Raw genomic sequence first — 26,685 nt, forward strand, 5'->3', positions numbered from 1 at the left:
GAGGTGGGGCACCGGCGCTCACTCGCCCGAACTCCAGTCGGGGCGTTGCAGGAGGCCGACGAACTCGACCAGCAACCTCTCGCGCAGCGCCGGTGGAGCGGCGTCGAGCAGTGTGTTCACGACCGCCATCCGATCCGGCAGCGGGCCGGCGCTCTCGCCGCCGCCCAGGCCCAGTCCGGCAGCCAGACCGGCCACCACCTCCGGGGTCAGTGCCTCCGGGGTGAGGATGCCGACCAGGGACGCCACCTCGGCGGGCAGCCGCACCGGGCCGCTCGCATGGGTCGCCGCCACCGCGGCGGCCAGATCCGGGCCGAACTCGGCCACCCGGGGCGCGACCGAGGCAGTCACCGTGAGGTGCACACTTGCCGGCAGATCGGCGTACGACAGTTGGGGCTGGGTGTGCCAGCCCCGGGCGGTCAACTCGTCGACCAGGACGAACAGGTCCGGGCCGCCCTCGGTGGCGGTGAAGCAGACCACCGTGGACTCCGGCTCGGCCATCAGCCGCAGCCCGTCGACGGCGCGGACCGCGTCGGCCAGGCCAGCGACCGCGTCCCGGGTGGCGGCGGCCAACCGCAGGTAGCCGGCGTCGCCGAGGTGTCGCAGGGTGGCGTACGCGGCGGCGATCGGCCCGCCCGATCGAGTCGAGGCGATCACCGGGTTGATCATCGTGTAGCCGGGCCAGTCGGCGTACGCGAAGTACTGCGGCGCGCGTCCGGCGGCGTCCCGGTGCAGCAGCACCGACACGCCCTTCGGCGCGTACGCGTACTTGTGCAGGTCGACCGAGATGGACGTGACGCCGGCAACGGTGAAGTCGAACGCCGGCACCGGCTCGCCGAGGCGACGCAGGTACGGCAGGGCCCAGCCGCCGAAGCAGGCGTCGACGTGGCAGCGCACTCCGGCCTCGGCGGCGACGGCGGCGATCTCGGCGACCGGATCCACCACCCCGTGCGCGTACGAGGGCGCGGAGCAGGCGACAAGTACCGTGTCCGGCCCGATCGCTTCGGCCATCGCGGCGGGTTCGGGACGTAGCGTGTCCGTCGACACGGGCACCACGTCCAGCGCCACCCGCAGGTAGTGCGCCGCCTTGGCGAACGCGGCATGCGCGGTCGACGGCACGACGATCCGGGGCGCGGCGATCTCCGGGTGGGCGTCCCGGGCCGCCTTGACGGCGAGGATCAGCGACTCGGTGCCGCCGCTGGTGACGCTGCCGACCACGTCCGGGGCGGTCGTGCCCGGGCCGCCGCCGAGCACCCGGCCGGCCGCGCCGACGAGCGCGTTCTCCATGGCCAGCAGGGACGGGAACGCGGTGGGATCGAGCCCGTTGACGTGGGCGCTTTCGCGGTGCGCGGCGGCGGTGAGGTCGTCGAGCCCCGGCACCGCCGGGTCGTAGACGTAGGCGAACAGCCGCCCGCCGTGAGTGGGCCGATCAGCCGAGCGCAGCCGCCGAACCTCATCCAGCACCTGTTCCGCGCCGACCCCGTCGCGGGAAAGCGCGCCCGCCTCAACCGTGTTCTCGTCGATCATGGAGTCATGGTGCCCTTCTCATAACGGTCAACGGCTTTTGTCTCCCACCACAACTCCATGATCGACCCCGAGGATAGGGGTGGGGGTGGGGAGGGTGTAGTGGCGGAGCAGGAGGATGGGGGGAGCTATCAGGAGGGCTGGGATCAGGGTGAAGCCGAGCAGGACGCCGAGCCTCGCCGTGTCGGACTGGGCGGCGGCCGTTCCGGTGTCGGAGGAGACGTAGCCGGAGAACTGCAGCACGAGGCCGTAGATGCCGGGACCGAGCGCCAGGCCGAAGGTCTCCCCGGCGGTCCACAGGCCGGTGAACACGCCCGCCTGCCGTCGACCGGTGCGTGCCGTCTCGTACGCGATGCAGTCGGGGAGCATGGCCAGCGCGAACACCTGTTGCCCGGCATACCCGACGCCGAGCACCGCGACCACCAGATAGACGGCGACCGGCGGCAGCACCGGGGCCGCGACCAGGGCGAACGCCCCGGCGGCGAGGATCAGCCCGGCGACGACCAGGGCGGCCCGCTTGCCCAGCCGGGCGCCGACCCGGGCCCAGAGCGGCATCACCAGCAGCGCCGGCCCGACGAAACAGGCGAAGAGCAGCGTCGGCCCGTTCCGGTCGTCGCGCAGGATCTGCCCCGCGAAGTAGTTGACCCCGGCGAGGATGGTCGCCACCCCCACGGACTGCACCACGAAGCAGATCAGCAGCGCCCGGAACGGCCGGTTGGCCCCGGCCACGGCGAGCTGCGCACGCAGCGTCGGTTCGCTGACGTCGACCACCCCGGCGGGTGCGGACCGGGTGCCGAGGAACGCGCCGAGCACGCCGACGACGATGAGCGCCGCCACGAACAGGCCCATCCAGCGGTGTCCGGGCACGCCGTCGCCGCCGGCCGTCACCACCAACGGGGCGACCGCACCGGAGATCAGGATGGCCAGCGCCAGCACAGCGATCCGCCAGGTCATCAGCCGGGTGCGTTCGGTGTGGTCGTCGGTCATCTCGGCGGGCATCGCCATGTACGGCACCTGGAAGAAGGCGAACGCGGTGGCCGTGGCCAGGAAGGCGAGCGCCACGTACGTCGCGGCGGCCGGCCCGTTGTCGAACGGCGCCGCGAAGATGGCCGCGAAGAGCGCGGCGAGCGCGAGACCGGCGACGAGCAGGTACGGGCGGCGTGCGCCCCAGCGCGACCGGGTGCGATCGGAGATCCGGCCGGCGACCGGGTTCACCAGCACGTCCCACGCCTTGGGCAGCAGCACCAGCAGGGCGGCCACCCCGGCGGCGACGCCGAGCGTGTCGGTCAGGTAGGGCAGCAACAGCAGGCCGGGCACGGTACCGAACGCGCCGGTGGCGAGCGAGCCGAGCGCGTATCCGACGTGCACCGGGCGGGGCAGCCGACCGGTGGCGGGCAGGCCGGCAGCACCCGGCGGCTGGTTCATGGGGCCGAATGTTACTCACGTTATGGCGGGGTCACATCCCCTCCTCGGGCGACCAACCCGCCGCCCCGATGTCCACCCCCTCGCCCCGCAACGGCGTCCCCTCGGCCCGCAGTCGGGCCCGCGCCTCGCGCTCGTGCCCCGGCGGTAACCGGCCGCCCGCGGTCACCACCCGATGCCAGGGCACGGAGCCACCGTGCCGGGCCATGATGGCGCCCACCAGGCGCGCGGAGGAGCGACCCGAGCGTTCGGCCAGCGCGTCGGCGACCGCGCCGTACGACATCACCCGGCCCTCCGGAATCCGCTCCACGAGGTCCAGCACGGCCTCGACGTACTCGTCAGGAGTCACAATCGGCCACCATATGGGAACGCCACCGGGCCACGAGGGCGTGACCGCGCAGAATGGGCTGGTGCGCGACGCAGTCACGGCCGCTCGGCGGATCGTCGTCAAGATCGGGTCCTCCTCGTTGACCACCGCCACCGGCGGCCTGGCCGACGAGCGGGTCGACACGCTCGTCGACACCCTGGGCCGGCTCGGCGCCGAGGGACGCGAGGTCGTGCTCGTCTCCTCCGGCGCGATCGCCGCCGGCCTCGCCCCGCTCGGCCTGACCCGACGTCCGCGCGACCTGGCCACCCAGCAGGCCGCCGCCAGCGTCGGGCAGGGCCTGCTGATCGGCAGGTACGCGGCCAGCTTCGCCCGGCACAACCGCACCGTCGGGCAGGTGCTGCTCACCGTCGACGACGTGACCCGGCGGGCGCACTACCGCAACGCGTACCGCACCCTGCGCAAACTTCTCGACCTGCGGGCCGTGCCGATCGTCAACGAGAACGACACGGTCGCCACCGAGGAGATCCGGTTCGGCGACAACGACCGGCTGGCCGCCCTGGTGGCCGCCCTGGTGCACGCCGACCTGCTGGTGCTCCTCTCCGACGTGGACGCGCTCTGGACCGGCGACCCGACCCGTCCACAGTCGGTGCGGATCGCCGAGGTTCGCGGCGAGGAGGACCTCGCCGGGATCACCATCGGCGGCGCCGGCCGGTCCGGTGTCGGCACCGGCGGCATGGTGACAAAGGTCGAGGCGGCCCGCATCGCCACCGGCTTCGGCATCCCCGTGGTGCTCACCTCCGCCGACCTGGCCGCGCCGGCGCTGGCCGGCGAGCCGGTCGGCACGCTGTTCCACCCGCAGCGGCAACGGCCGACCGCTCGGCTGTTCTGGCTGGCCCACGCCACCTCGCCCCGGGGACGCCTGCACCTGGACCCGGGGGCGGTGGCCGCCGTCGTGGGTCGGCGCAAGTCGCTGCTGCCGGCCGGCATCACCGCCGTGGACGGCACCTTCACCGCCGGCGACCCCGTGGACCTGGTCGACAACGCCGGTGCGCCGGTAGCCCGGGGCCTGGTCAACTACGACGCGGTGGAGCTGCCGGGACTACTCGGCCGTTCCACCTCCGAACTCGCCGCGGCGCTCGGCCCGGCGTACGAACGGGAGGTCGTCCACCGCGACGACCTCGTACTGCTGTAAGCAAGGGCACCTTCTTAACGCCTGGCGTTGTACAAGGGGCCCTTCCTAACGCGAGGAGTGACCGATGAGCGTCGTCGAGCAGGCGAAGCGGGCGCGGGACGCCGCTGCCGAGCTGGCCGTTGCCACCCGTACCGTCAAGGACGCCGCGCTGGTCGCGATGGCCGACGCGCTGGTGGCGCGTACCCCGGAGATCCTCGCCGCCAACGAGGCGGACCTGGCGGCCGGGCGCGAAGCCGGGCTGAGCGCGGCCGTGCTGGACCGGCTCGCCCTCGACGAGGGCCGGGTGGCCGGCATCGCCGCAGCGCTGCGTGAGATGGCCGCGCTGCCCGACCCGGTCGGCGAGGTGGTCCGCGGATCGACCCTGCCCAACGGGCTGGAACTGCGGCAGATCCGGGTGCCGTTCGGGGTGGTCGGCATCATCTACGAGGCGCGGCCCAACGTGACGGTCGACGCGGCCGGCATCTGCCTCAAGTCCGGCAACGCGGCGCTGCTGCGCGGGTCGTCGTCGGCCGCGCACTCGAACGCCGCGCTGGTCGCGGTGCTGCGCGACGCGGTCGCCGGGGCCGGTCTGCCGGCGGACGCGGTGCAGTTGCTCGACGCCAGCTCGCGCGACTCGGTCAAGGAGCTGATGCGGGCCCGCGGGCTGGTCGACGTGCTCATCCCGCGCGGTGGCGCGTCGCTGATCCGCAGCGTGGTCGAGGAGTCGACGGTGCCGGTGATCGAGACCGGGGTGGGCAACTGCCACGTCTACGTCGACGCCGCCGCCGACCTGGCCAAGGCCCTCGCGGTGACGCTCAACGCCAAGACGCAGCGCCTGTCCACCTGCAACACCGCCGAGTCGCTGCTGGTGCACGTGGACGTCGCCGACGCGTTCCTGCCGCCGATGCTGGCCGCGTTCGCCGAGGCCGGCGTGACCGTGCACGGCTCCCCCGAGGTGGTCGCCCACTCGGCCGCCGTCGTCCCGGCCACCGAGGAGGACCACGCCACGGAGTACCTGTCGGCCGACATCTCGGTGGCGGTGGTCGACTCGCTGGACGCGGCGGTCGCGCACATCCGCCGCTTCGGCACCGGGCACACCGAGGCGATCATCACCGACTCGACGACCGCCGCCCGCGAGTTCGTCGCCCGGGTGGACGCGGCGGCGGTGATGGTGAACGCGTCGACCCGGTTCACCGACGGGGGCGAGTTCGGCTTCGGCGCGGAGATCGGCATCTCCACGCAGAAGCTGCACGCCCGGGGGCCGATGGGCCTACCCGAGCTGACCAGCACGAAGTACGTCGTCACCGGGGACGGGCACACGCGCTAGGCGCTCGGCCGGCAGGCCCGGATCGCGGACAGCGTGGAGTGCACGTCGAACTGGTGGCCGTCGTCGCTCTCCCACCCACCGTCGCTGCGCTGGGTCTCGGCGAGCCGCCGCAGGGCGCGCACCATGACCCAGTCGTGGGAGTCGATGCCGACCCGGCGCAGCGTGGCCGCCAGCCACGCCGCGTCGCCCGCCGACATGGTGGCCATCCGTTCGGCGAGCACCACCTGGATCCGCGCCGACTCCTGGAACATGTCCTGGCGGTGCAGGACGGCCGCGCTCAGCCAGCCGGCGGCGAGGAACGACGGCCAGGTCCCGTCCGGGCGCAGCCGCGCGACGATCGACTGGGCCGCGGCCTGCACCACACCGGCGTACGCCCCACCGACCCGGTGATCGAGCGGACCCGAGGCGCGGGCGTCCAGGCCGGCGACGGTGAGCCAGAAGCCGGCGTTGGCGGTGAGGAAGAGTTTGGCCTCGGGGTCACCGGGTCGGGCCCACTCGGGCGCCGAGCCGGCCAGGGAGAGGTCCTCGTCCCAACCGCCGTCGGGCTGCTGCCGGGACGCCAACCAGTCGAGCGCCCGCCGGGCGGCGGGACGACCCAGCGCGCCGAGGTCGTCCAGCTCGACGAGCCGGAAGCAGGTGGCGTCGACCGAGGCGACCTCACCGCCCCAGGTCGCCGGCCAGCCACCGTCGGGCGACTGGCCGACCTCGGCCGCGTCCAACAGCTCGGGCGGTGCCGGGGTGCCGTTGCGCAGCCAGGAGAGACGGGCGCGTTCCACCGCGTCCCCGTGTGCCACGACGAACCCGATCGCCGCTTCCAAGTCGACCACGGCGGAGACGCTACCTGCGCAGACGCGATCCCGCCTCGGGGAATCGGCCAGCCGGAAATGGCTGCGTCGCTCTGCGCGCGGGTCTGGTCGGAGCTATCTGCGTCGATTGACGTGACGGGTCGGAGCCGGGACGACAGGGCCGCCCCGGCTCCACCGGTCAGTACGCGGGCAGCGACGGGTCGATCTGCTTGATCCAGGAGAGCACGCCGCCCTGCACGTGGACGGCGTCCTTGAATCCGGCCGCCTTGAGCGCGGCAAGCGCCTCGGCCGAGCGGACACCGGACTTGCAGTGCAGCACGATCTGCTTGTCCTGCGGCAGCTTCGCGAGAGCCTCGCCGGAGATGATGTCGCCCTTGGGGATCAGGGTGGCGCCGGGGATCCGCACGATCTCGTACTCGGCCGGCTCCCGCACGTCGACGAGGAAGATGTCCTTGCCGGCGTCCTGCCACTCCTTGAGCTCCCGCGCGGTGATGGTCGAGTCGAGCGTCGCCTCCTGGGCCTCGACCGAGACCGCGCCGCAGAAGTCCTCGTAGTCTTCCAGCAGGTCGGTGACGGTCGGGTTCTCGCCGCAGAGCACGCAGTTCGGGTCCTTCCGGACCTTGATCTTGCGGTACTCCATCTCCAGGGCGTCGTAGACCATGAGCCGGCCCACCAGCGGCTCGCCGATGCCGGTGAGCAGCTTGATCGCCTCGTTCACCTGGATCGACCCGATCGACGCGCAGAGCACGCCGAGCACGCCACCCTCGGCACAGGAAGGGACCATGCCGGGCGGCGGCGGCTCCGGGTAGAGGCAGCGGTAGCAGGGGCCGTGCTCGGCCCAGAACACCGACGCCTGCCCGTCGAACCGGTAGATCGAACCCCAGACGTACGGCTTGCCGAGCAGCACCGCGGCGTCGTTGACCATGTAGCGGGTGGCGAAGTTGTCGGTGCCGTCGACGATCAGGTCGTACTGGGCGAAGATCTCGCGGACGTTCTCCCGGTCCAACGCGGTGTTGTGGATCTCCACGTTGACCAGCGGGTTGATCTCGCGGATCGACGCGGCGGCGGACTCGGCCTTGGACCGGCCGACGTCGGACACGCCGTGGATGACCTGGCGCTGGAGGTTCGACTCGTCGACGGTGTCGAAGTCGATGATGCCGAGCGTGCCGACCCCGGCCGCGGCGAGGTACAACAGGGCCGGCGAGCCGAGGCCACCGGCGCCGACACAGAGCACCCGGGCGTTCTTCAGCCGCTTCTGCCCGGCCACCCCGACGTCCGGGATGATCAGGTGGCGCGAGTAGCGGCGGATCTCGTCAACGGTCAGCTCGCCGGCGGGCTCGACGAGCGGGGGCAACGACACGGTGGACTCCCCGGGATCGGCGGTGTGAACCGCGCCATTGTTGCTCGCCGGGGCCCCGCTCGGCCATGAGGGAGGACACGTGGTCCGCGATGCGGGAGCGGGAATAACTCAGGGGACGGCGTTGCCGGCGTAGCGACGGCCGTCGAGGTAGGGCCAGGCGTTGGCCACACAGCCCTCCAGCCCGTACGTCTGCTGCTGCATCACCGGTGCGGGCTCGCCCGGAGCGGGGCACGCCTCGTGCTCGGCGCCGAGCTCGTGGCCGACCTCGTGGTTGATCACGTAGGTGCGGTACGTCTCCAGCGGTGCGCCGTAGTCGGGCACCGCCTCCTGCCAGCGGGCGAGGTTGATGATGACCCGGCCGGGCAGCCGGCAGGACGTGTAGCGCTCGGTGGTCAGGCCTCCCTCGGCGCACATCCGCTCCGATGTGACCGGGGTGGCGAGGTAGATGGTGAAGTCGGCGGCCCGCGCGTCGGCCACCCGCTGCACGCGCAGCTCGCCGGAGGCGATCCAGCTGCGCGGGTCGGCCAGCACCTCGTCGACCCGCGCCGCGAACGTGCCGGCGTCCTGGCCGCTGTCGCGCTCGACCACGACGCGGTACCGGCGCAGCGGTCCGTCCTCGCCGTGCACCCCGGTCTCGCCGTGGGCGGCGGTGAACCGTCCCGCGCCGACCGACGGGTAGTCGCTGGGCGCCGGATGGGCTTCCCCGCCGCCCACCCCCATGCCGCCCGGTGTCGGGATGGGCGGCGCGTCGGCCGGTGGTTCACCGCCGCGCGCCACGGTCACGCCGATGGCGGTCGCGAGGACGAGCGCGCCGAGCAGCAGAGCGCGCCGTCGGCGACGGCGCATCCGCACGAAGCTGGGACGCGCGCCCTCGTACGCCGACCCTGCCGGCGGCTCGGGCGGCTCGGGCGGGCCGTAAGGGGACGACGGCGTCATGACGCCAAGCCTGCCAGATTATTCGGGCAATTCTCCGCTTTTGCCGACTATTACCGCAATACGTCTCAGAGTGCCGGCCCGGTGTAGCGCCGACCGTCGACGTACGGCCACGGATTGGCCCGGCACCCGTTGAGGAAGAGGGTCTGCTGCATCATCACCGGCGCCGGACGCCCCGAGCCCGGGCAGCGCTCGTGGTGGTGCCCGAGCTGGTGACCGACCTCGTGGTTGACCACGTACGTCCGGTACACCGACAGCGGCACGCGCGCCGAGACGTAGTGCGGCACCGACAACCGCCACCGGTCCAGGTTGACGATCACCTGACCGGGCGCGCGGCAGGAGGTGTACGGCCGCCCGTCGATCCGGATGTCGACGCCACCCGCGGCGCACATCCGGCCCGCCGTACGGGCCGTCGCCAGGTAGACGGTGAAGTCCCGGGGAGCGTCCCCCGGCACCTGCTGCAACCGCAGCCGACCGCTGTCGACCCAGCTACCTGGCCCGGTGAGCGCCACCTGCACGGCCTGCGCGAACGCGGCCACGTCCTCGTCGCTTCCCGACTCGACCGCCACCCGGTAGCGACGCAGCTCACCCGCGCGGCCCAGGACCGGGCCGGAGCGGTCGTCGTGGTCGAACCGGCCGCTCCCGGCGCTCGGGACCGCTCCGGGCATCCGCAGCACCGGAGGCGCGCTCGGCGACGCCGCCACCGTGGCGCTCGGCGACGGACTAGATGACGCCGGCTGCGGCCCCGCCGGCAGCGGCTGCGCAGCGGCCTCCTCGGCGGTCAACCGGTCGGACGGCTCGGCCCGCTCCTCGGCGACCACGGTCACCGCCGCGCCGATCGCCAGCACCACCGCCACCAACTGGGCGATCAGTGCGAAGCGTCGGTGACGGTGAGCGGACCTGAACATTCCGGTCAGCCTGCCAGATCGGACCGCCGGACGGCGTCCCCCTTTTCGGTGAGCAGACCCACCACCGCACGGGCGACCAGCCGGGGCACCTCCAGCTGCGCCACGTGACCGACCCCGTCGAGCATCAACAGGCGGCTGTCCGGGATGACCCGGGCGGTCTGCGGCGCGACCCGCACGTCGACCAGCCGGTCCTGCCGACCTCCCACCACGAGCGTCGGCGCGCGGACCGCCCCGGCGAGCCGCCACAGCGAGCCCGACCCCGGCAGGTACGCCCGCAGGAAGCTGGAGACCAGACCCCGGAACGTCCGGACGTACGCGGCCGCGTAGTGCGCCGCCTCGTACCGCACCCGGATCTCCTCCAACGCCTCCTCCCGGCGCTGCACACAGATCCGGCTCAGATCGGCGACGCACGCCTCGAGCACCTGCTCGGCCATCACCTCCGGGGCGAGCTGGGTCAACCGCCGGGCGACCAGCCGCTCACCCCCCGGAATGGCCAGCACCGGCAGCATCCGGCCCTGTAACGACCGCCGGAAGTCCAGGAACGGCAGCGCCGGAGAGATCAGGGTGAGGGTGCGGACCAGGTCCGGCCGCAGCCCCGCCACCTGGACCGAGACCGCACCGCCCAGCGAGTTGCCGAACAGGTGGACCGGTCCCCGACCGGAGTGCTCGATCCACCTGACGACCAGGTCGGCGAAGGCCGGGATCGTGTAGCGCGGGCCCGGCTCGCTGCGGCCGAACCCGGGCAGGTCGATGGCCTGGCCGTCCAACCGGTCGGTGAGCAGCCCGGCCAGGTCGGTCCAGTTCTGCGACGAGCCACCGAGCCCGTGCACGAACAGCGCCGGCTCCGCGTCCGCCCTCGTCGCGGGGGTGTCCCGCACGTACGTGACCTGGCCGTCGAGGCGAACCTCCCGGCCCGGCCACGGTGGCGGCACACCGGCGTCGGGAAGGAGGTGGTCCGGCCAGAGGGTGGCACGCTTCATCCCTCCAGTCTGCCTCGCACCATTCAGGACAGCAGTGCCTCCAGCCGACGGTTGACCGCCGCGAGCGTGGCTCGGACCACCGCCTGCCGCGGATCGCCGGCCACCAGAGCCGAGCCGGCGAGCTGCTCGACCCAGCCGTCGCAGACCAGCAGCACCACCACGGTCGCCACCTCGCAGTTGCCGAACGGCACCACCGCCGCGTGCTCGACGAAGCAGCGGCCACGCTCGGCGTTCTCGGTGCCACGCAGCAGCTCGTCGACGGCCGCGGCGGCGGCCACCGCGCAGAGCCGCAGCACGTAACCGTCCACCGCCGGCCCGGTCGCGTACCCGGCGGCGGTACCGTCGCCGGCGAGCAGCCGTACCTCCACATTGGCGTCCAGACCGAAGGTGCTGACCTGCACGTGGTCGATGACCACGCGCGGCCCCGGCGCGCCGCCGGTGTCCAGCGGGCGGGAGGGCGCCGACTCCGTCGTGGTCACCTGACCACCGGAGTACGACGTACCGAGCGTCGCCGGGCTGCCGGTGGCTCCACCGGCGGGCACACCCGAGACCGAGCCGGGCTCCTCGACCGTGGCGCGGCCCCGGTGCGGGGCGCCCGTGCGCCGCCGGGGTGCGGCGTCCGGGGCGGTCCGCTGCTCGGGGCTCGTCGGCGCGGCCGCCGTCGAGCTGCCGCCATCGGCGATACGCGTCTCCGCGACGTTGTTGCGTGGCTCGGCGGGACGGGCCTCGGCGGGTCGCGCGTTGGCGGGTTTCGCGCCACCCGACCGGGGCTCGGCAGGTCGCGACTCGGCGGCCCGGCGGCGCACCGGTGGGGACGGCGTGGTGGGCAGGCCGGGCACGTTCTGCGGTGCGGCGGCGAGGCCCATCCGTTCCTGGAGCAGCCGGGCGACCTGTCGGCTCACCTCGGCCGGATCCGCACCGTCGGCCAGGTCCAGCCGGAGACTGTGCGCACCCGCCGGGGTACGACGCAGCGCCGCGTCCCGGACACCGGCCACCTCCCGGACGGCGTCCAGGATGGCGTTGACGTCGAATCCCTCGGGACGCTCCCGCAACGGAGCGGGCTCGTCGTCACGGCGCAAGTGGGTGGCGATGCGCGCGAGTTCGGGGGTTTCGGCGGGTGGTTCCACGGCTGGCGGCTCCGGCACAACGGGCACGTCCGGTTGCGCGGGGACGCGCTGCGGCAGTACCGCCGGGGTGTCGGGGCGTCGACCGCCGGCGGTGGCGTCGGCCGGCGACGCCGGTTCCGGGGCGGATCGGCGGGCCGCGTAGGAAGGGGCGGACGCGGATGGCCGGTCGTGTCGCCCCGACCCGGCGGTGGCCGAGGCCGGACCGGTTGCCATCGGGGCGGTGGGGGCCGGCCCGACGGTCGATGGGTCGGGTGGCTCGGGGCTGGCCGGCCGGAGCCGGAACGGCCCGGTTGGTCGGACCGGCTTGGCCGACTCGCCCGCGTCGCTCCCACGGGCAGGGCTCGCGGGCCGGCTGGCCGGCCAGGACGGACGCTCGCCCGGCGCGGCCGCCGGGATGCGCCCCTCGGACCAGTCCGGTCGTTCGGCGGCCGCGTTCGCCAGGGGTGTCGGCGAGTTCCCCGCCCATGACGGACGCTCGGCCGCCGGACGGACGGGCGTCGCCGGTGACGGCGTGCTCTGCGACGGCGCGTCCACCACCGTCGCCGGTGGGCCGGCGGGCGCCGGTGGCGGGTCGACCGGCGTCGACGGGTCCACCGGCGCGGGGCCGGCCCAGGTTGGGCGCGCGGGCGTGCTGTCGGAGGCCTGAGCGCCGGCCCAGGACGGGCGGGACGCCCCGAAGCTGGTCGGAGCCGGGTCCGACTCGCCGGACCAGGAGGGGCGCGGCGGCGGGAGGGCCGATGCCGGACCGGCCCAGGACGGACGGTCGGCAGCCGGCGGACCGCTGGTCGGTACCTCGTGAGCGGCGCTGGTCGGCACGGGACCCCCGGCCCAGGACGGACGCTCGGGGGCCGGCGGACCGCTGGTCGGCACGGCACCGCCACCCCACGACGGACGCTCGGCAGCCGGCGGACCGCTGGTCGGCACGGCACCCCCGCCCCACGACGGACGCTCGGCGGCCGGCGACGCGGCGGGCGCGGGCGCACCGGGCCCGCTGGTCGGGGTGGGGTCCGGGGCATTCGCGCGGGGTGGCGGGTCGGTCGGCACGCTGCTCGATATCGGCGCGGCCCAGGACGGACGAGGCGCGGCAGGCGTACCGGCCGGCTCGGACGTCGGCCCGCCGGCCCAGGAGGGACGCTCGGTCGGCTCGGAGCGGGGGGCCTCCGGCGGCACGCTGGCCGGGGTCGTGGCCGGACGTTCGCCGGCCCAGGACGGGCGCGACGGCCGGCCGCGATCGGAGGCCGCCTCCGCCTCGGTGGCGATGTCGTACGCGCGGGGGGGCTCGGCGGCCAGTGGCTCGTACGGACGCGTCGGCTCGGCCCGCACCGGCTCGTACGGCACGCTCGGCTCGGCGACCCAACCCGACGCGGACTCGTCCCGCGTCGGTTGGTCGGACGGATCGCCGTCCTGCCGGGACCAGGGTGGCGCCCAGCCGCTGCCCCAGCTCGGGCGGTTCCAGCTGGGCCCGGACCAGTCCGGCTCGACGGAGGAGGGCTCGCCTGCTCGCCGGGTGTCGGCGGCGGGGCGTTCCGGTTCGGACTCGTCGCCGCGTCCCGAGTCGGCCGACGCCTCCGGCGCGAGCGCTTCGCGCCGGGCGCGCGACCCGGCCTCCCGGTCGTCGACGGTCGAGCGGTCGCCGGTCGGCGCGTGGAGTCCGGGTGGCACCTCGAAGCCCGAGGCCGCCGTGCCGACCGGCGGCACCTGGATGGGCGCGGTGCCGGGCACACCAGGTTCGGCCCAGCGGGCGGCACGCGGCGTGGTGGGATCGGCGGTCAGGTGCCGGGCACTGCCGCTGTCGGCCTCCCCCGACCCCTGGTCGGCGGGGGGCGCGGGGCGCTGGGCGGGCACCGCCAGGCGGCCGGCGCCCAGGTCGGGCCGGTCTTCGGCGGTCCGTCCGGGTGGCGCGCTGACCGGTGTCTGCCGACCGGACGACGCACCCACACCGTTGATCTCGGCGTCCCCGTGATGGGCGCCGTCGACCACGCCGTCACCCTCGGCCTCGGCCTGGTGGACTCCGTTCATATGGTGGCCGTTGACCCGGGCCGGCCGCTCGACGGCACCGGGCAGCCCGGGCAGAGGCGCGGGCAGGTCACCGTGTCTCGTCGAGGTGGTGCGCCAGCCGGACGCGGGGTCGGGCTGCCAACGTGGCGCCTGCTCCCCGGCCGCTTCGCTCTCGCCGGACGGTGACCACCCGCCCGTCGAGGGCGCCCACCCGTTGCCGGAACGACCCGGGTCGTCGTGCTGACCCGCTCCGTCACCGTGCTCTCCCGGGGTGGCGGCTCCGGGTTGCCCTGTTTCACTCACCGCGCGCTCCTTGGTCGCCCTCGCTGAGGCTACCGTGTGGGGAGAGTGGCGATAAGTTACAGCGGCGGGCCAATTCCACGACGCGGTCGGGGGCCGCCCCGGTCTGGGGGGAAAATGGCGGCTCGTACGAAGAACTCGGAGGATCCCATGACGGCTGTGGGGAACGGCGCACAGACCGCTGGCAGGCCCACGCGCCTGCCCCGCTCCGCGCGTCGTAAGCAGCTGCTCGCGGCCGCCCAGGAGGTGTTCGTCGCGCAGGGCTACCACGCTGCGGCGATGGACGACATCGCCGAGCGGGCCGGGGTCTCCAAGCCGGTGCTCTACCAACACTTCCCCGGGAAGATGGACCTCTACCTGGCGCTGTTGGACACCCACTGTGACGCCATCGTCGCTCAGGTGCAGGAGGCGATGCGGGGCACCAGCGACAACAAGGAACGAGTCAGCGCGTCGGTCCGCGCGTACTTCGACTTCGTCGATCACGAGAGCGAGGCGTTCCGCCTCGTCTTCGAGTCGGACCTGCGTAACGACCCGGCGGTACGGCAGCGGGTCGAGCGGGTCGAGCAGGGCTGCATCGCGGCGATCACCGACACCATCATCTCCGACACGGGCGTGAGCCGGTCGCACGCCGAGTTGCTCGCCTCCGGGCTGGTCGGCGCGGCGGAGACGGCCGCGCAGTTCTGGCTGGCCGGCGGCCGACAGGTGCCGAAGGCGGAGGCCGAGGCGCTGGTCGCGGCGCTGTCGTGGCGGGGCATCGCGAGCTTCCCGCTGCAAGGTGAGTCAGCCTGACCGCCACCCCCGTGATCGGATAGCCTTCGCAGGGCGGTTATCGCCCAGTTGAGGAGGCACAGTGGAGGTCAAGATCGGCGTGCAGTACGCGCCGCGCGAGCTGGTTCTGGACAGCGCGCAGTCGCCGGCCGAGATCGAGCAGATCGTGACCGACGCCTTCGCCGGTAACGGCGGCACGCTCTCCCTGACCGACGAGAAGGGCCGGCGGGTCATCGTTCCGGTCGAGAAGGTCGCCTACGTCGAGATCGCCGAGGCGTCCCCCCGCGCGGTCGGTTTCACCGTCCGCTGACCGGTCCGGCCGTCGCGGCAGGTCGGCGTCGCGCCACCTGCCGCGGGCCGGTACCGCGGGAACGCGCCCGACGAGGGGCGCTCAGTTGTTCAGTCCGACGGCGGCCATTCGCGCGGTGTGCGCGGCGGTGAGCCGCGCGAAGAGTTCCGGCACGTCGATCCGCTCGGCCTGCGTGATCAGTGCGGTGAGCGGGGCGCGTTCGGCGGCGACGCGGCCGGCCTGGGACAGGGCCTCGCCGACCAGTCGCCGGGCCCACATGGAGAGCCGGCCGGCCACCCGTGGGTCGTCGGCGACGGCCAGCCGGATCTCGGCGGCGGCGAATTCCGCGTACCGGGAGTCGTGCAGCACGTCGAGCACCAGCGCCCGGTCGGGTCCGTCCAGCGCGTGGCCGATCTCCCGGATGAAGTCGTCGGTGATGGCGTCGCCCACATACGCCTTGGTGACGACCTCGGCCCAGTCCCGCGGCTCGGTGGAGTCGTGGTACGCCTGCAACGGCCGCACGTAGGGCGCCATCGCCTCCTCCGGCGGCACACCGAGCGCGGCAAGCCGGTCGGCGAGCCGGCGATAGTTGTCGATCTCGGCCGCGGCCATCTGGTCCAGCTCGACGCGCCGGCGCAGGTCCGGCGCGAGTCGCGCGTCGGCGGCCATGCGTTCGAAGGCGAGCAGTTCACCGAAGGCGACCAGGCCCAGCAGGTCGGGGACGGCGGTACCGGCGGTGGACACGAGCGCAGGCTATCGCGTGTGACGCAGTTCACATTCAGTCCCCCCGCGTGGCGGCTGGCCGACCGGGAATCGGGACGTGAGCTTGCCTGTTCGGGTAGCATAGAGCAGTTGCCGCGGGCGCCGATCTGATCGAAGTCCAGCCTGCGGTGCGCGTGCGGCCCGGTCCGGCTCGGCAGTCTGCCCCCCGACCGTGTGGCCCGCGTCATACCGACCGCGCCCTGAGGACATGACGGGGCGCACCCACGAGAGGGCACCCCCACATCCACATGAGCGAGCTGACTCAAGATCTGATGGACGGCCAGGAACTGGCCCCCACCGCCCCGGTCCGACCGGAGGCACCCACCTTCGCCGCCCTCGGCGCCCGCGACGAAACCGTCGAGGCGCTGGCCGCGGCCGGCATCACCCGCGCGTTCGCCATCCAGGAGTACGCGATTCCGATCGCGCTGCGCGGCGTCGACCTCATCGGCCAGGCGCCCACCGGCACCGGCAAGACCCTCGGCTTCGGCGTACCACTGCTGGAGCGGGTCTTCGCGCCGAGCGAGGGTGGCGACGGCGTCCCCCAGGCGCTTGTCGTCGTCCCGACCCGCGAGCTGGGCATCCAGGTCGCCAAGGACCTGGCCGCCGCCGGCCGGACGCGGGGCGTCCGGGTGCTGCCGATCTACGGCGGCGTGGCGTACGAGCCGCAGATCGACGCGCTGCGCAAGGGCGTCGAGATCCTCGTCGGCACGCCCGGTCGACTGATGGACCTGCAGAAGCAGAAGCACCTGCGCCTCGACCGGGTACGCGCGCTCGTCCTGGACGAGGCCGACCGCATGCTCGACCTGGGCTTCCTCGACGACGTCGAGAAGATCCTGGCGATGCTTCCGGAAGACCGGCAGACGATGCTCTTCTCGGCGACCATGCCGGACCCGATCGTCACCCTGTCCCGGCGCTTCCTGCGCCAGCCGATGACGATCCACGCCGGGCACACCGCCGAGACTGGGCCGTCGCCGCAGACCCAGCAACTGGTCTACCGCACCCACTCGATGAACAAGGTCGAGGTGGTGGCGCGCATCCTCCAGGCCGAGGGTCGTGGGCTCACCATGATCTTCACCCGTACCAAGCGGGCCGCCGACCGGGTCGCCGAGGACCTCGACTTCCGTGGGTTCGCGGTCGCCGCGGTGCACGGTGACCTCGGCCAGGGCGCCCGGGAGCGGGCCCTGCGGGCCTTCCGCGCCGGCAAGATCGACATCCTGGTCGCCACCGACGTCGCGGCCCGGGGCCTGGACGTCACCGGCGTCACCCACGTCATCAACTACGACTGCCCGGAAGATCAGGACACCTACACCCACCGCATCGGTCGTACCGGTCGGGCCGGGGCGACCGGCGTCGCGGTGACCTTCGTCGACTGGGACGACATGCCGCGCTGGCGGATCATCGACAAGACCCTCGGTCTGGAGATGCCCGAGCCGCCGGAGACGTACCACACCTCCCCGCACCTCTACACCGACCTGCACATCTCGACCGAGGTCAGCGGCACGCTGCCCACGGCCGAGCGGACCCGCGCCGGGCTGTCCGCCGAGATCGAGGAAGACCTCGGTGGCACCACCCGCTCGCGCCGGGGCGACAGCGGTGGCCGGGGCGGCCGGCGCGGTGAGAGTCGCGGCGAGGGCCGGGGCGAGCGCCGTGGTCGGGGAGACGGTCGCCGCGACCGCACCGACGCCGGCACGCCAGCCACCGAAGCACCCGCGGACGCCGCTGGCGACGAGCCCACCCGTACCCCGCGCCGCCGACGTCGCCGTCGGGCCGGCGAGACGATGACCGGTGAGCCGACCGCGGTGATCGCGGCCGACGCGGCGCCGGCCGGGTCCGTCGACGCCGCCGAGGGCGAGGCCGCCAAGCCGCGCCGCCGCCGACGTCGCCGTGGTGGCGGTTCCGGCGAGGGTACGCCGGCCGAGGCGACCGCGGACTGACCCAGCGAGATCCATCCGACATCCCCCGCACCGCCTCGCGCGGTGCGGGGGATGTTCCCTTCTTCCCACCCCACCTGCCGAAGATGGAACGATGCCGCAACCACTGGATGCTGCCCTGACCGAGGTTCGGGCGCTGCTGCTCGACCCCGCGCTGACCCGGGCGGTCGCCGCCGGACGCCGTCGCGGCCGTCGCCCCACCGTCGAGCGGGCCGAACTGCGGCCGGTGACGCTCAAGGCCGGTCCCCGACTTCAGGTCACCACCTCCGACGGGGTACGCCCGTACACCCGCAATGTCGCTCCCGGTCCCGAGGCCGACGCGGCCGTCGACGAGCTCCTGGCCGAGCCCTTCGGCAACTGGCACGTGGAGACCGCCGACGCGACCCTCCAGCTGCGGGTGACCAAGTCCGGCGAGGCGCAGGTACACCGCGCGGCGACGGCGCGACCGGCGACGACACCGGGTGGGAACGACCGGGCGAAGGAGTACCTGCTCGATCCCGGCGACCCGATCTTCGCCGAGATCGGCGGCTCGGCGGCGAAACGCCGCCAGGTCGACGCGTTCCTGCGGGCCCTGACCGCGACCCTGCCCGACGACCTGACCGGTCCGCTGCGGGTGGTCGACCTCGGCTGCGGCAACGCCTACCTGACCTTCGCCGCCTACCGCTACCTGACGGGCCGAGGGCTCGATGTCGAGCTGGTCGGCGTGGACGTCCGGGAGGACCAGCGCCGGCGCAACACCGAGCTGGCGCAGCGACTGGGCTGGGCCGACAAGGTCAGCTTCGTCGCCGGCACGATCGCCGAGGCCGTCGTCGAACCCGCCCCCGACCTGGTGCTGGCGCTGCACGCCTGCGACACCGCCACCGACGAGGCGCTGGCCCGCGCGGTGCGCTGGCAGGCCCGCTGGGTACTCGCCGCGCCCTGCTGTCACCACGACCTCGCCAAGCAGCTGCGCGCGCAGCCCACCCCGGCGCCGTACGAGTTGCTGACCCGGCAGGGCATCCTGCGCGAGCGCTTCGCCGACGTGCTCACCGACGCGCTGCGCGCCGGGTTGCTGCGGGCGCACGGTTACCGGGCCGAGGTGGTGGAGTTCGTCGACTCCCAGCACACCCCCCGCAACCTGCTGATCCGTGCCCGCCACACCGGTGTCGCCGACCCCCGGCACACCGAGTACCGCGAGCTTGTCGACCAGTGGCAGGTCACGCCTCGGCTGGAGGTCCTCCTGGCCGGCGATACGGGGTCTGCCGGCTAGGGCGTGTGTAAAAGCCCTCGGGCAGAGGTCTCAGCGTCGGCGGTCGGCGCTGCTGCCCCGGTCCCGGCTGCCGGTGCGGTCGAAGACCGACACCCGGTCTCCGCCGTTGCGCGTCGAGCGGTCGTCGTCGACCGGGCTGCTCGGGAAGGGCACCACCTTCCCCGAGCTCTCGGCGTTGCCGGCGGCCGTGAACGCGTTCCAGGAGATGTCGACGAGCAGCTTCTTCGTCTCGGCGTGCCGGACGGCGGCGTTGTGCTGTAGCGCCATCCGGGCGCCCAGCACGACGGCGACCAGCGTGGTGGTGATCGCGCCGGTGGCGGCCAGCACGTGGGCACCGGTCGCCGCGTCGGTGCGGAGCACCAGGACCAGCAACCAGACCCAGAACCCGGCGGCGAAGACGCCGGCCTTGACGACGAAGAAGAGGCTCACCGCACCAGGCTGGTACGGCAGCGGACGGCGCGATTCGGCCATGGTGCTCCTCGGCGGTGGTCCGGGCGAACGCGGCAGGCGGGTGCGCCGTGCCGGGACGGGCACCGAGCTTAGTAGAAGAACGATGATGATCGCTCGGTACCGGTCCGAATACTGCCCGAGGTGGAGTCTCATCCGTGGGACAGTTTGTGCGGTCAGTCAGTGGTTTCCGATCCTCGGCGTACTACGCTCGGAGGCGCATCTTCCCAGTGCTCGGCCGGGAGGGAAAGACATACCGGATGGGTTCCGCAGACGTAACACCGCAGATGGCGTTCGCCCGCTTCGTCCGGCGGGCCATCGACGACGCCCGTGAAGAGCGCGGGTGGACCGTGACCGATCTCGCCGCACACACGGGCGTGGGCCGCTCCACCGTGTTCCGTTGGCTCGCCGGTGACTGGCAGGACTATCCGGAACTGGCGAAGGTACGCGGCTTCTGTGCCGCCCTGGACCTCCCGGTGGCGGCCGCGTTCCGGGCTCTCGGACTGCCCGACGCGGGCCCGACGCCCCGACGTCGCAGCGACGACGGCCCGGTCGACGCCGATGTCCGCGCCATCCTGGACCGGCTGGCCGACCCCACCGTCCCGGCCGAGGAGAAGCACCACATCCGCGACCTCCTCCGCTACCTGGCCCGCCGCCCCACCCGCCGAGCCGGCTAACCCCCACCGACCCCCGCGTTGATCATGAAGTTTTGCCACGCCACGCCGATGCGAGTGGCAATAACTTCATGATCGACGGAGTGAGGGCGGTGGTTAGGGGATGGTTAGGGTCAGTTCGGCGGTGTGGACCTTGGTGGCTACCTGGAAGTCCAGGTAGAGGCGGTAACGGCCGGGGTTGGGGATGGTCAGCCAGAACTTGACCTGACCGTCGGCCAACTCCGGTTCGGGATGCACGTGCAGATAGCCGAGGTCGCCTTCGCGCAGCGCCACCAGGTGCCCGTACGCGCCGAGGTAGCGCTCCAGCGCCGCGCCACCGCTCGGGCCGTAGATCCGGAAGGTCAGCGGCACCGTCACCCCGGCCTGCGGGCTGCCCTGGTAGCCGACCGTGAACCCGTCAACCGTCGTCGAGGTCGCCGGCGCGGGCAGCGGACGCGGCTGGTACGCGCCCGGCACCACCAGGTCCACGCCGAGGGTCACGGCGCTCTGGCCGCCGTTGTCGGCGACCGCGGTGAAGTCCGCGTACGCCCGCCAGACGCCGGGCTGCGGGAGGGTCATCGGCACCGACCAGATGCCGTCCGGCGTCATGGTCGGGTGCAGGTGCTGGTAGCCGGTCAGGTCCCGGCGTACCACGATGACGTGCATCGGCTTGTCGTGTACGACGGCGAAGCGGGTGACCGGTCGACGTTGCGCGTCACGTACCTCGAAGCGCAGTTGCCCGGTGCGGCCGGCCGGGAACTCGGTGGCCAGTGGCACCAGTGTGTATCCGCCCGAGCTGACCGACAGACCGCCCGGCTCGGCGGCAACGCCCTGGTCAGCGCCGGTGACGGAGCCGTGGTCGTGAGCACCGGTGCCCGCCGGGTGGGTGTGGTCGGGGGTCAGCGTCGTACCGCCGGTGGTGCCCCCGCCGAGGCCGGTGCCGCCGTAGTCGTTGGTGCCGCCGTTCAGGCGACCGAGGCCGAAGCCGAGCAGGACGGCGAGCACCAGACCACCCACCACCAGCGCCAACCGGACCGTGCTCCGGTCGGGCGCACCGGCAACACCCGAAGCCGAGAAGGTCGTGGCGGCCGACCCGTCCGACAACGCCTCGCCCGCTCGGTCGGCGGCGACGGCGCTCGCGTCCGACGGGGACGCGCCCGCCTGGTCAGGCACCGCCGGCGTCCAGCTCATCCCGCCACCGTACCGTCGTGCCCGGTCGGTTCCGGCCGACGCCGGGGCAGCGTGGCGGCCGTCGCAATCCGCCCGACCCGGGAACTTTCCGCGCGCCGCCGTTGACCGGCGCTCACGGACGACTCAGCCGGCCACGGCGAGCGCGAGCGGCAGCACGTCGGGAGCGCCGGCCCGCCGGAGTTCCCGGGCGACCATCGCCATCGTCCAGCCCGAGTCGACCAGGTCGTCGACGAGCAGCACCGGCCCGTCCAGCGCGGCCAGCGCGTCGGCCAGTTCGGGCGGTACGGAGAAGGCGTCGTGCAGCGCGCGTACCCGCTGGGCGCTGTTGCCGCGCGGCCCGCCGGGGCCGTCCGGGCCGGTCGCGGTGACCGCGCCGAGCAGCGGCAGCCGGCCCACGGCGGCGATCCGCTCGGCCAGGGAGCCGACCAACCGGGGCCGCCGGCGGGACGAGACGGCGACCACCGCCACCGGCCGGCGGGGCCACGGATCGTCGCCGTGCGCCCAGGCCTTCAGCACCTCGACCACCGCGCCGGCCACGTCGTCGGGGACCGGCGCGTCGGGCGACTCCGGGCCGACCAGGTCCCGCAGCCGACCGCCCCACCCCAGGTCGGAGAGGCGGCCGACCGCGCGGCCGGCCAGCGCCTGGTCCGCCGGGGCGATCCGGCCCTTGAGGGGTACGCCCACCGCGTCCAACCCGGTCGGCCAGAGCTTCTTGGGCGCGATCTGCACGCCGGGCCGGCCCAGGAACGTCTGCGCGGCGGCGAGCGCGGCCGTCGACACGTCCGCGTCGAACAGCGGGCCGGCACACCGGTCGCACCGGCCGCAGTCGGTCGCCCCGGTGTCGTCCAGGCGCTCCCGTAGGTATCGCATCCGGCAGTCGCCCGTCGACGCGTACTCCCGCATGGCCTGTTGCTCGACGGTGCGCGCCTCGGCGACGCGGCGCAACCGGGCCTCGTCGTAGACCCAGGGCTCGCCGGTGGCGAGCCAACCACCGCGCACCCGGCGGACCGCGCCGTCCACGTCGAGCACCTTGAGCATCAGCTCCAGGCGGGCCCGGCGCAGGTCGACGAGGGGTTCGAGGGCCTGGGTGGAGAGCGGCCGGTCGGTGTGCAGGGCGGCCAGCACCGCACGGACCTGCTGCTCCGGCGGGAACGCCAGCGAGGCGAAGTAGCGCCAGATGGCGGCGTCCTCGACGCCGGGCAGCAGCAGCACCTCGGCGTGTTCGACGGCGCGGCCGGCACGGCCGACCTGCTGGTAGTACGCGATCGGCGACGGCGGCGCGCCGAGGTGGACGACGAAGCCCAGGTCGGGTTTGTCGAAGCCCATGCCGAGCGCGCTGGTGGCGACCAACGCCTTGATCTTGTTGTCGAGCAGGTCCTGTTCGGCGGCGCGCCGGTCGGCGTCGTCGGCCTGGCCGGTGTACGACGCCACCGGGTAGCCCCGCGAGCGGAGGAACTCGGTGGTCTCCCCCGCCGCCGCGACGGTCAGCGTGTAGACGATGCCGGAGCCGGGCAGCTCGTCCAGGTGGTCGGCGAGCCACGCCAGCCGGTGCGCGGGGCTGGGCAGGTCGAGCACGCCGAGCCGCAGCGACTCACGGTCCAGCGTCCCGCGTAGGACGAGCGCGTCGCCCAGTTGCTCGGCGACGTCCTGGGTGACCCGCGTGTTGGCGGTGGCCGTGGTGGCCAGCACCGGCGTGCGCTCGGGCAGCTCGGCGAGGAACGTCCGCAGTCGCCGATAGTCCGGCCGGAAGTCGTGCCCCCAGTCGGAGACGCAGTGCGCCTCGTCGACCACCAGCAGACCGGTCGTCGCGGCCAGCTTCGGCAGCACGCCGTCGCGGAAATCCGGGTTGTTGAGGCGTTCCGGACTGATCAACAGGACGTCCACCGATCCGGCCTGGATCTCGGCGGTGATCTCGTCCCACTCGTCGAGGTTCGCCGAGTTGATCGTGCGCGCCCGGATGCCGGCGCGGGCCGCCGCCTCCACCTGGTTGCGCATGAGAGCCAGCAGCGGCGACACGATGACGGTCGGGCCGTGCTCGCCGCTCCCGCCGCTCTGCTCACGGGCGCGGAGCAGCGCGGTCGCCACGAAGTAGACCGCCGACTTGCCCCAACCGGTGCGCTGCACGCACAGCACCCGGCGTCGGTCGACGACCAACGCCTCGATGGCCCGCCACTGGTCCTCGCGCAGCCGGGCGTGCTCACCGGCCAGCCGACGCAGCACCGCCTCGGCCCGCTCCCGTACCGCCACCCGCTCGTCGCCCATCCGGCATTTCTACCAGCGCCGTCCGTCAGAACCCCGGCCCGCGCGGGAGGTGCCGGTCACGATCCGCGCGTTCGCGCCTCGTCGGGCCGGGACGCCGGGGGCAGGAAGAGCAACAGATCGCGCAACGGCTCGGTCGCGCTGGGAGGCAGCAGGCAGCGCGACGCGAACTCCTCCATCGAGGCGTACGGGCCGCGCAGCCAGCGGTCCACCACGATCTGCCGGCCCTGCTCGGACGTCAGGCCGGGCAGGGTCGTGAGCACCTGCTCCGGGACCGCGTTGACGTCGACCAGACCGCCGTCGTCGAAGGTGCCGGGCAGGTCGGGTCGACCGAGTCCCAACTCGGCACGGGCCGCCGGGTAGTGGTAGAGCAGGTAGCGGGCGTGCTCCCGGCGGATGCGCCGCTCCTCGTCGGCGCGACCCCGGGCGCTGTCCGGTCGTCCGGTGATCGCCGCCCAGAGACCACGGCTCAGCAGCACCACGTGCACCGCCCCGGCGAGCCAGGTGATGAGGCCCAGGCCGAGAAAGGTCACGGCCTGCGGTCCGGGCACCTCGGCGTCCGGACTCTCGACGTCGAGCATGACCACCTCGACGACGAGCAGCGCCAGGTAGCCGAGACCGGCGACCGCGAGACGCCAGCTCCGGCGCCACCCCGCGTAGGCCAGGATCACCAGCCAGGTCAGGCACCCGAACGAGAGCAGGACGAGCACCGTCCCGAGGATCGTGACCGTCCTGCTCGCCCAGCGCGGCGTCTCCCGCCGAGCGGGCTTCGTGGGGGCCGCCGGAGGTGGCAGGGGCATGAGCGCGGGGGGAGGCGGCACGGACAGGGCGGACGGCGATGCCGGGCCGGGCAGGGAGGGGAAGAGACCGACGGGGGCGACCACCGACGTTGCCGGTCCGGGCAGCGTGGTCGCCGGCCGCGAAGCCTCCGGTCCGCGCACCGGGGTTGCCGGCTGCGGTGTCTCCGGTGCGGGCGCCGTGTTCGCCGGCTGCGGTGTCTCCGGTGCGGCGATGCGCTGCGCCTGTGGTTGGACGGTGCGCTGCGGCCCCGGTGCGGGGGTGCGCTGCACCTCTGGTTCGGCGGGGCGCTGCGCCTGAGGTTCGGCGGTGTGTGGGGTCGCCGCCAGGGTCGGGTCGGAGCGCAGGATCCGCCGGTGCAGTTCCTGCAACGCCTCGCCCGGCTCGATGCCGTACTCCTCGCGGAGCAGGTCGCCGAACTCCCGGTAGGCGGCGAGCGCCTCCGCCTGCCGCCCGCTGCGATACAGCGCGAGCACGAGTTGGTGTCTCAGCCGTTCCCGGACGGGGAACTCGGCCACCAACTCCACCAGCTCACCGATCGTCTCGCGGTGCCGTCCGAGGTCCAGCGTCAACTCGGACCGGGTCTCCAACGCCACGGCCCGTAACTCCACCAGCCGCTGCCGGGCCGCCTCGAAGATCGGCCCGGCGAAGCCGGTGAACGGCTCGCCCTGCCACAGGTCCAGGGCGGCGGCCAGTTCGGCCAGCGCCTCGTCCGTACGCCCGGTCGTGTGTCGCTGGCGGGCGGCCTGCACGCCCCGTTCGAAGCGGACCGCGTCGACCGCCTGGGGGTCCACCCGCAGCGAATAGCCGGCGTCGGTCAGGCTGAGCACCTGTCCCGGCGTACGGGGAGACCGGTCCGGTTCCAGCACCCGGCGCAGTCCGGCCACGTACTTCTGCACGACGTTGGGACCGTTCGCGGGCGGGTCCTCCGGCCAGACCGCGTCGACGATCTGCCCGGTGGACACCGGGCGGCCGGCGGCGAGCAGCAGTACGGCGAGCACCGCCCGCTGCTTGGCCGGACCGAGGTCGATCTCCCGCTCGGCGTACCAGGCCCGCTGAGGCCCGAGAATCTCGAAACGCAGTTGGCCTGACATGCGCGTTCTCGCTCCTGACACCCCCGGGACCGCCGGACGGCAGTGCCCGGCAGCCGGACGGCAGCATATCGGCAGCCGAACCGCCGTGCCGGCCGGCAGCATCCTCGTCGGCAGAAGCCACGCAGCGAGAAAGAGACAAGCGATGACACAGGCAACGGGCACCGCCGGCACCATCCGACGGACGGTCGGTACGGTCGCCGCCGTGCTGGCCGCGACCACCCTGCTCGCGGGTTGCGCAACGGAGAGCGAACCCACCGCGACGCCACCTAACAGCCCGTCCGCCAGCCCGAGCGTCAGTCCGAAGGACGCGCTCCTCGCCTCCGTCCCGGACGGCACCGAGGGGGCGTTCCGGTTCAGCGGCAAGGACGCGTCGAGCACGATCGACGGTCGGATCGACCCGGCGTCCGAGGGATTCGAAATCAACATGGTCATGCCGCCGGACGACGGCGTCGTGGTGAAGATGTCGTTCCTGGTGATCAAGGACCAGAACTGGGTGAAGGCGAAGTTCAGCGGCCGTCCCGGCCTGCCGAAGTTCCCCGACAAGTGGATGAAGCTGGACCGCACGAAGCTGACCGACGCCGCGAGCATCCCGACGTTCGACGGTGTGGACCAGGGCAACGCGGGTCCGCTGATCCAGGCGGCCACCGAGGTGCAGGAGAAGAGCCCCGGCCAGTACGTCGGTTTCATCGACGTGAGCGCCGGGGAGGCGGCGAAGGCACTGGAGGACGGCGAGGCGGCGGCCCTCGGCGAGGCGGGCAAGAAGGTGCCGTTCACGGCCGTGGTCGGTGCCGACAAGCACCTGGCGTCGCTGACGCTGAAGATGCCGGCCGCCGGTAAGACCAAGGCGTACGACTACGTCGTCAAGTACGCCGACTACGGCAGCGCGCCGAAGATCACCGCGCCGACCGGCGCCGCCGCCGTGAAGGCACCGGCAATGGCGTACGACCTACTGAACGGCTGATCCACAACGGGCGGCGGCCACACGGGGGGCCGCCACCCCACCCCTCCCCACCCTGTTGATCAAGAGGTTCGCGTCAGGATCCGGCCGGAATCTGACGCGAAC

At 73.5% G+C, this 26,685-nt stretch carries 21 protein-coding genes and 1 pseudogene; 8 read left to right on the forward strand and 14 right to left on the reverse strand.

Annotated elements, in window-relative coordinates; all coding sequences use genetic code 11:
• Positions 1-18: 18 nt before the first annotated feature.
• From ABZ272_RS30345 to ABZ272_RS30355, 3 genes are read right to left on the reverse strand one after another with little or no spacing between them, the layout of a single operon-like run.
• On the reverse strand, positions 19-1,524 hold the full coding sequence (locus ABZ272_RS30345; RefSeq protein WP_355053359.1) for an aminotransferase class V-fold PLP-dependent enzyme: 1,506 nt from the start codon (positions 1,522-1,524) through the stop codon (positions 19-21).
• Between the two features lie 27 nt (positions 1,525-1,551).
• A complete protein-coding gene (locus ABZ272_RS30350; RefSeq protein ID WP_355053360.1) occupies positions 1,552-2,946 on the reverse strand; it encodes an MFS transporter in 1,395 nt (464 codons plus the stop codon).
• Positions 2,947-2,977: 31 nt separating this feature from the next.
• Positions 2,978-3,292 carry an MGMT family protein gene (locus ABZ272_RS30355; RefSeq protein ID WP_355053361.1) on the reverse strand — a complete coding sequence of 105 codons (315 nt, stop codon included), beginning with the start codon at positions 3,290-3,292 and terminating at the stop codon, positions 2,978-2,980.
• A 13-nt stretch (positions 3,293-3,305) separates the two neighbouring features.
• On the opposite strand from ABZ272_RS30355, the gene proB reads away from it, so the two are divergent.
• Both proB and ABZ272_RS30365 read left to right on the forward strand, forming a co-directional pair.
• The gene (gene proB / locus ABZ272_RS30360) at positions 3,306-4,463 is read left to right on the forward strand and encodes a glutamate 5-kinase (RefSeq protein WP_355053362.1); all 1,158 of its coding nucleotides are present in this window, start codon (positions 3,306-3,308) and stop codon (positions 4,461-4,463) included.
• Positions 4,464-4,527: 64 nt separating this feature from the next.
• Positions 4,528-5,769 (forward strand): glutamate-5-semialdehyde dehydrogenase, encoded by a 1,242-nt coding sequence (locus ABZ272_RS30365; protein WP_355053363.1) that lies wholly within the window; start codon positions 4,528-4,530, stop codon positions 5,767-5,769.
• Here the strand turns inward: ABZ272_RS30365 and ABZ272_RS30370 are convergent.
• The 6 genes and pseudogenes from ABZ272_RS30370 to ABZ272_RS30395 form a co-directional block, all read right to left on the reverse strand.
• Positions 5,766-6,647, reverse strand: coding sequence for a prenyltransferase/squalene oxidase repeat-containing protein (locus tag ABZ272_RS30370; RefSeq protein WP_355053379.1), 882 nt, complete (start codon positions 6,645-6,647; stop codon positions 5,766-5,768). The genes ABZ272_RS30365 and ABZ272_RS30370 overlap by 4 nt on opposite strands.
• Positions 6,648-6,753: 106 nt before the next feature.
• Positions 6,754-8,002, reverse strand: a pseudogene (gene moeZ / locus ABZ272_RS30375) (adenylyltransferase/sulfurtransferase MoeZ).
• Positions 8,003-8,043: 41 nt separating this feature from the next.
• Positions 8,044-8,871, reverse strand: a complete 828-nt coding sequence (locus ABZ272_RS30380) for a DUF3152 domain-containing protein (RefSeq protein ID WP_355053364.1) — start codon at positions 8,869-8,871, stop codon at positions 8,044-8,046.
• Between the two features lie 65 nt (positions 8,872-8,936).
• Positions 8,937-9,776, reverse strand: coding sequence for a DUF3152 domain-containing protein (locus tag ABZ272_RS30385; RefSeq protein ID WP_355053365.1), 840 nt, complete (start codon positions 9,774-9,776; stop codon positions 8,937-8,939).
• Between the two features lie 5 nt (positions 9,777-9,781).
• Positions 9,782-10,756, reverse strand: a complete 975-nt coding sequence (locus ABZ272_RS30390; protein WP_355053366.1) for an alpha/beta hydrolase — start codon at positions 10,754-10,756, stop codon at positions 9,782-9,784.
• 23 nt (positions 10,757-10,779) lie between these two features.
• Positions 10,780-12,927, reverse strand: a complete 2,148-nt coding sequence (locus ABZ272_RS30395) for a hypothetical protein (RefSeq protein WP_355053380.1) — start codon at positions 12,925-12,927, stop codon at positions 10,780-10,782.
• Between the two features lie 1,404 nt (positions 12,928-14,331).
• Between ABZ272_RS30395 and ABZ272_RS30400 the strand changes: the two genes are divergently transcribed.
• On the forward strand, positions 14,332-14,970 hold the full coding sequence (locus tag ABZ272_RS30400) for a TetR/AcrR family transcriptional regulator (RefSeq protein ID WP_355053367.1): 639 nt from the start codon (positions 14,332-14,334) through the stop codon (positions 14,968-14,970).
• Between the two features lie 61 nt (positions 14,971-15,031).
• A complete protein-coding gene (locus ABZ272_RS30405) occupies positions 15,032-15,259 on the forward strand; it encodes a DUF3107 domain-containing protein (protein ID WP_030329796.1) in 228 nt (75 codons plus the stop codon).
• An 81-nt stretch (positions 15,260-15,340) separates the two neighbouring features.
• Here ABZ272_RS30405 and ABZ272_RS30410 read toward each other — a convergent pair whose 3' ends face one another.
• A complete protein-coding gene (locus ABZ272_RS30410; protein ID WP_355053368.1) occupies positions 15,341-15,982 on the reverse strand; it encodes a ferritin-like fold-containing protein in 642 nt (213 codons plus the stop codon).
• 266 nt (positions 15,983-16,248) lie between these two features.
• Between ABZ272_RS30410 and ABZ272_RS30415 the strand changes: the two genes are divergently transcribed.
• Together ABZ272_RS30415 and ABZ272_RS30420 are read left to right on the forward strand one after the other, a co-directional pair.
• The gene (locus ABZ272_RS30415; RefSeq protein WP_355053369.1) at positions 16,249-17,934 is read left to right on the forward strand and encodes a DEAD/DEAH box helicase; all 1,686 of its coding nucleotides are present in this window, start codon (positions 16,249-16,251) and stop codon (positions 17,932-17,934) included.
• 91 nt (positions 17,935-18,025) lie between these two features.
• Complete coding sequence (locus ABZ272_RS30420) at positions 18,026-19,180, forward strand: SAM-dependent methyltransferase (RefSeq protein ID WP_355053370.1); 1,155 nt, start codon at positions 18,026-18,028, stop codon at positions 19,178-19,180.
• Positions 19,181-19,210: 30 nt separating this feature from the next.
• Here ABZ272_RS30420 and ABZ272_RS30425 read toward each other — a convergent pair whose 3' ends face one another.
• Positions 19,211-19,651, reverse strand: coding sequence for a hypothetical protein (locus ABZ272_RS30425; protein ID WP_355053371.1), 441 nt, complete (start codon positions 19,649-19,651; stop codon positions 19,211-19,213).
• A gap of 236 nt (positions 19,652-19,887) precedes the next feature.
• On the opposite strand from ABZ272_RS30425, the gene ABZ272_RS30430 reads away from it, so the two are divergent.
• Positions 19,888-20,304, forward strand: a complete 417-nt coding sequence (locus ABZ272_RS30430; RefSeq protein WP_355053372.1) for a helix-turn-helix domain-containing protein — start codon at positions 19,888-19,890, stop codon at positions 20,302-20,304.
• Positions 20,305-20,397: 93 nt separating this feature from the next.
• Here the strand turns inward: ABZ272_RS30430 and ABZ272_RS30435 are convergent, their stop codons facing one another.
• From ABZ272_RS30435 to ABZ272_RS30445, 3 genes are all read right to left on the reverse strand, one after another.
• Positions 20,398-21,471, reverse strand: a complete 1,074-nt coding sequence (locus tag ABZ272_RS30435; protein ID WP_355053373.1) for a hypothetical protein — start codon at positions 21,469-21,471, stop codon at positions 20,398-20,400.
• Positions 21,472-21,594: 123 nt separating this feature from the next.
• Complete coding sequence (locus ABZ272_RS30440; protein WP_355053374.1) at positions 21,595-23,733, reverse strand: DEAD/DEAH box helicase; 2,139 nt, start codon at positions 23,731-23,733, stop codon at positions 21,595-21,597.
• Between the two features lie 56 nt (positions 23,734-23,789).
• Positions 23,790-25,622 carry a BTAD domain-containing putative transcriptional regulator gene (locus ABZ272_RS30445; protein WP_355053375.1) on the reverse strand — a complete coding sequence of 611 codons (1,833 nt, stop codon included), beginning with the start codon at positions 25,620-25,622 and terminating at the stop codon, positions 23,790-23,792.
• A gap of 142 nt (positions 25,623-25,764) precedes the next feature.
• Here ABZ272_RS30445 and ABZ272_RS30450 point away from each other — a divergent pair, with 142 nt between their 5' ends.
• Complete coding sequence (locus ABZ272_RS30450) at positions 25,765-26,583, forward strand: hypothetical protein (RefSeq protein WP_355053376.1); 819 nt, start codon at positions 25,765-25,767, stop codon at positions 26,581-26,583.
• The last annotated feature ends 102 nt before the right edge of the window (positions 26,584-26,685 follow it).

The sequence above is a fragment of the Micromonospora sp. NPDC005979 genome, assembly GCF_040614415.1.
Lineage (GTDB): Bacteria > Actinomycetota > Actinomycetes > Mycobacteriales > Micromonosporaceae > Micromonospora.

What these genes read in the sequence shown, in the direction of transcription:
- ABZ272_RS30345 (WP_355053359.1), bottom strand. Translation starts at nt 1,524, where the DNA reads ATGATCGACGAGAACACGGTTGAGGCGGGCGCGCTTTCCCGCGACGGG.
- ABZ272_RS30350 (WP_355053360.1), bottom strand. Translation starts at nt 2,946, where the DNA reads ATGAACCAGCCGCCGGGTGCTGCCGGCCTGCCCGCCACCGGTCGGCTG.
- proB (WP_355053362.1), top strand. Translation starts at nt 3,306, where the DNA reads ATGGGAACGCCACCGGGCCACGAGGGCGTGACCGCGCAGAATGGGCTG.
- ABZ272_RS30365 (WP_355053363.1), top strand. Translation starts at nt 4,528, where the DNA reads ATGAGCGTCGTCGAGCAGGCGAAGCGGGCGCGGGACGCCGCTGCCGAG.
- ABZ272_RS30380 (WP_355053364.1), bottom strand. Translation starts at nt 8,871, where the DNA reads ATGACGCCGTCGTCCCCTTACGGCCCGCCCGAGCCGCCCGAGCCGCCG.
- ABZ272_RS30385 (WP_355053365.1), bottom strand. Translation starts at nt 9,776, where the DNA reads ATGTTCAGGTCCGCTCACCGTCACCGACGCTTCGCACTGATCGCCCAG.
- ABZ272_RS30390 (WP_355053366.1), bottom strand. Translation starts at nt 10,756, where the DNA reads ATGAAGCGTGCCACCCTCTGGCCGGACCACCTCCTTCCCGACGCCGGT.
- ABZ272_RS30400 (WP_355053367.1), top strand. Translation starts at nt 14,332, where the DNA reads ATGACGGCTGTGGGGAACGGCGCACAGACCGCTGGCAGGCCCACGCGC.
- ABZ272_RS30415 (WP_355053369.1), top strand. Translation starts at nt 16,249, where the DNA reads ATGAGCGAGCTGACTCAAGATCTGATGGACGGCCAGGAACTGGCCCCC.
- ABZ272_RS30420 (WP_355053370.1), top strand. Translation starts at nt 18,026, where the DNA reads ATGCCGCAACCACTGGATGCTGCCCTGACCGAGGTTCGGGCGCTGCTG.
- ABZ272_RS30425 (WP_355053371.1), bottom strand. Translation starts at nt 19,651, where the DNA reads ATGGCCGAATCGCGCCGTCCGCTGCCGTACCAGCCTGGTGCGGTGAGC.
- ABZ272_RS30430 (WP_355053372.1), top strand. Translation starts at nt 19,888, where the DNA reads ATGGGTTCCGCAGACGTAACACCGCAGATGGCGTTCGCCCGCTTCGTC.
- ABZ272_RS30435 (WP_355053373.1), bottom strand. Translation starts at nt 21,471, where the DNA reads ATGAGCTGGACGCCGGCGGTGCCTGACCAGGCGGGCGCGTCCCCGTCG.
- ABZ272_RS30440 (WP_355053374.1), bottom strand. Translation starts at nt 23,733, where the DNA reads ATGGGCGACGAGCGGGTGGCGGTACGGGAGCGGGCCGAGGCGGTGCTG.
- ABZ272_RS30445 (WP_355053375.1), bottom strand. Translation starts at nt 25,622, where the DNA reads ATGTCAGGCCAACTGCGTTTCGAGATTCTCGGGCCTCAGCGGGCCTGG.
- ABZ272_RS30450 (WP_355053376.1), top strand. Translation starts at nt 25,765, where the DNA reads ATGACACAGGCAACGGGCACCGCCGGCACCATCCGACGGACGGTCGGT.